This is a genomic window from Lentzea aerocolonigenes, assembly GCF_000955955.1.
Classification (GTDB): domain Bacteria; phylum Actinomycetota; class Actinomycetes; order Mycobacteriales; family Pseudonocardiaceae; genus Lentzea; species Lentzea aerocolonigenes_A.
In genome coordinates, this window is the sequence record NZ_JYJG01000604.1 from 1 (window position 1) to 3,747 (window position 3,747).

Sequence of the window (3,747 nt, forward strand, 5' to 3'; positions counted from 1 at the left end):
GTGCCCGATGTTCGACTTGATCGAACCGAGCAGCAAAGGCGACGTGCGGTCCTGACCATAGGTGGCCAGCAAAGCCTGTGCCTCAATCGGATCACCCAAAGTCGTGCCGGTGCCGTGCGCCTCGACCACGTCAACGTCCGCAGTGGACAGTCCAGCCGAAGCCAGCGCCTGCCGGATCACCCGCTGCTGCGAGGGACCGTTCGGCGCGGTCAGCCCGTTGGAGGCGCCGTCCTGGTTGACAGCGGAACCGCGCACGACAGCCAAGACGTCGTGCCCGTTGCGAACCGCGTCGGACAGTCGCTCCAAAACGACCACACCGACACCCTCGGACCAGCCGACACCGTCAGCCGAGTCGGAGAACGCCTTGCAGCGACCGTCCGGCGAGAGCCCGCGCTGCCGCGAGAACCCGATGAACGCACCAGGCGACGCCAGCACGGTCACACCACCGGCCAACGCCAGTGAGCATTCACCAGCGCGAAGAGCCTGCATCGCCCAGTGCATCGCGACCAACGACGACGAGCACGCCGTGTCCAGAGTGACTGCGGGCCCCTCGAAGCCGAACGTGTAGGAAACTCGGCCGGACACAACCGAAGGCGAACCACCGGTCGTCTGGTACCCCTCGGAATCACCTTCGAGCAGCAGCGAGTAGTCGTTGTACATCACCCCGGCGAACACACCGGTCGAACTGCCCTTCAACCCGACGGGATCGATACCCGCACGCTCCAACGCCTCCCACGACGCCTCCAGCAAGAGCCTCTGCTGGGCATCGGTCGACACGGCTTCGCGGGGCGACATCCCGAAGAACTCCGGGTCGAACAGGTCGGCGTCGTGGATGAACCCACCGGACTTCGTGTACGAGGTGCCGACGTGGTCCGGATCCGGGTGGTAGAGCGAGTCGAGATCCCAGCCGCGGTTCGCCGGGAACTCACTGATTGCGTCCCGGCCGTCGACCACGAGGTCCCACAGCTGGTCCGGCGTCGCAACACCGCCGGGATAACGGCAGGCCATGCCGACGATCACGATCGGATCGTCCGAAGTGGACATCAGCGCGGGGAGTGCGGACACCGCGTCGGAGGCACCGAACAGCTCGTCCCGCAGGAAGCCGGCGAGCACCGCGGACGTCGGATAGTCGAAGATCAACGTGCTCGGCAGCCGCAACCCGGTCACCCCGGTCAAGCGGTTGCGCAGATCCACCGCGGTCAGCGAGTCGAACCCGAGGTCCTGGAACGCCTTGGCCGGATCGACCGCTGTGACACCGTCGTGGCCGAGCACGGCGGCGACTTCGGTGCGCACCAGCTCGAGCAGCGAAACCAGTCGCGCTTCCGGCGCCATCGCGGAGAGCCGCTGGACGAGCCCGGAATCCGCCTGAGCCGCGGCACGCCGAGCCCGAGTCCGGATCAGGCCGCGCAGCAACGGGCGGATCTCGCCGTGGTTGCGCAACGCCGCGAGGTCGAGGCGCAACGGCAGCAGCACCGCGTCCTCACCCGCGATCGCCGCGTCGAACAGCGCAAGCCCCTGCTCCACCGACAACGGTGGCGTGCCACCGCGTGCCATGCGCTCGGCATCGGCTTCCGACAGCATGCCGGTCTGGTTCCACGCACCCCACGCGAGCGACACGGCGGGCAGCCCAGCGGCCCGGCGGTGTTCAGCCAGAGCATCGAGGAACGCGTTGCCGGCAGCGTAGTTCGCCTGCCCCGCCGCGCCGAACGTCCCGGCAGCGCTGGAGAAGATGACGAACTTGTCCAAACCCTTCGTGAGCTCGTGCAGGTTCCACGCGGCGTCGACCTTGGGCCGCAACACGTTCGCCAGCCGCTCGGGCGTGAGCGACTCGACCACGCCGTCGTCCAGTACACCGGCCGTGTGCACGACGCTGCGAACCTTGTGCTTCTTCAACACTTTCTGCAACGCCTTGCGGTCACTGACATCGCAAGCGACCACGGTGACATGAGCGTCCAAATCGGACACGTCCGCCTTGCCATTCCGGCTGACCAGAACGAGATCCTTGACGCCGTACCGTTCGACGAGGTGCTTCGCGATCACCCGCCCCAGCCCGCCAGTGCCGCCGGTGATCAGCACCGGCCCGGTGAACTCGCCGGGCTCGGCCGCCTCCGCGCGCGCCAGCCGTGCCGCGAACACCTGGCCGTCACGCACCCGGAGTTGCGGTTCGTCGATCGACAGGACCTGCTCGGCCACCTCGGCATCGGTGTCGATGAGCGTGAACCGACCGGGATGTTCGTTCTGCGCGGCCCGCACCAGACCGTGCACCGCGCTCGCGGCCAGATCATCCTGGCGCGTCACGAACACCAGCCGCTCGGCCCGCTCCTCCGCGATCCAGCGCTGCACCAACTCCAGCGCACGAGCAGCAAGTGCATGCGTCTGCTGAACAACGTCGCCGTCGCTGACGAACTCCTCCACCACCACTGCGGCCGCACCAGCCTGAGGCAGCGACACCGGCGCCCAGTCGAGCCGGAACAGCGAGTCCCGGTCCGCAGCGCTGACCTGCTGCGCCGACACCGCCCGCGTCACCAGCGACCCGATCGTCGCCACCGGCGCGCCCGTCGTGTCCGCAACAGCGGCCACCCACGCGTCACCGTCGCGCCGCAGCCTCACCCGAACCGCTGAAGCCCCGGTGGCGTGCAGCGTCACGCTCTCCCACGAGAACGGCAGCCCCGCCTCGGCCCCGTCGAAGAACCCGCCCGCGTGCAGGGTGGCGTCGAGCAGCGCCGGGTGCAGCCCGAACGCTCCCCCGTCCACCCCGCCGGGCAGCGCGACCTCGGCGAACACCTCGCTTTCGGTGCGCCACACCGCGCGCAACCCCTGGAACACCGGCCCGTACTCGAACCCGTTCTCCGCGAACCGCTCGTAAGCACCTTCAATGTCAACGCTCTCCGCGCTGGGCGGCCACACAGTGGCGTCGAAGTCGCTGGTAGTCGCACCACTCGCCAGGAACCCGGTCGCGTGCCGCGTCCACGGCGCATCCTCGCCGTCCGGCCGCGAGAACACCTCGACCGCGCGGCGCCCGTTCTCCTCAACCCCGACCGCGACTTGCAGCCGCACCGCACCCTGCGAGGGCAGCACGAGCGGCGCGGCCAGCGTCAGCTCTTCGACACGGTCGAGTCCGGCCTCGTCCCCGGCCCGCACCGCGAGCTCCAGGAACGCCGTCCCAGGCAGCAGCACCTGCCCGAACACACGGTGGTCCGCGAGCCACGGGTGCGAGCTCAGCGACAGCCGGCTCGTGAACAGCACACCGTCCGCACCGGCCACGTCGACCGCCGCCCCGAGCAAGGGGTGCTCCACCCGCGTGAGCCCGAGCGCGCCGACATCCCCGGCCTTGCGCACCGCCGCCGGCCAGAACATCTGGTGCTCGAACGCGTAGGTGGGCAGATCAACCTTGCGTCCACCCGTGTACAGCTGCGTCCAGTCAACATTGATTCCGTCAACATGTACTTGACTGAGTGCAGTCAACATTGACGCGACCTCACCGCGGTCCCGCCTCAACACCGCCGTGGAACCGTCCACCATCGCGCTCAACTGCGCGTCGGGCCCGACCTCCACCAGCGTCACGTCACCCAGCCGAGTGACGTTCTCGTGGAACCGCACCGCGTCCCGAACGTGGTTCACCCAGTAGTCGGCAGACGTGACATCGCCGGATGTTGACATTCCGACAACCGGCTCGGAGAACGTGATCCCGCTGATCGCCTCGCGGAAGTCGTCCAGCATCGGCTCCATCAACGGCGAGTGGAACGC

General features: G+C 68.5%; 1 protein-coding gene. It reads right to left on the reverse strand.

Translation table 11 applies throughout. The features are described 5' to 3' along the window. Positions 1 to 3,747 (reverse strand): SDR family NAD(P)-dependent oxidoreductase (locus UK23_RS47805; RefSeq protein ID WP_045318519.1); only part of this gene is annotated, 3,747 nt, incomplete at both ends.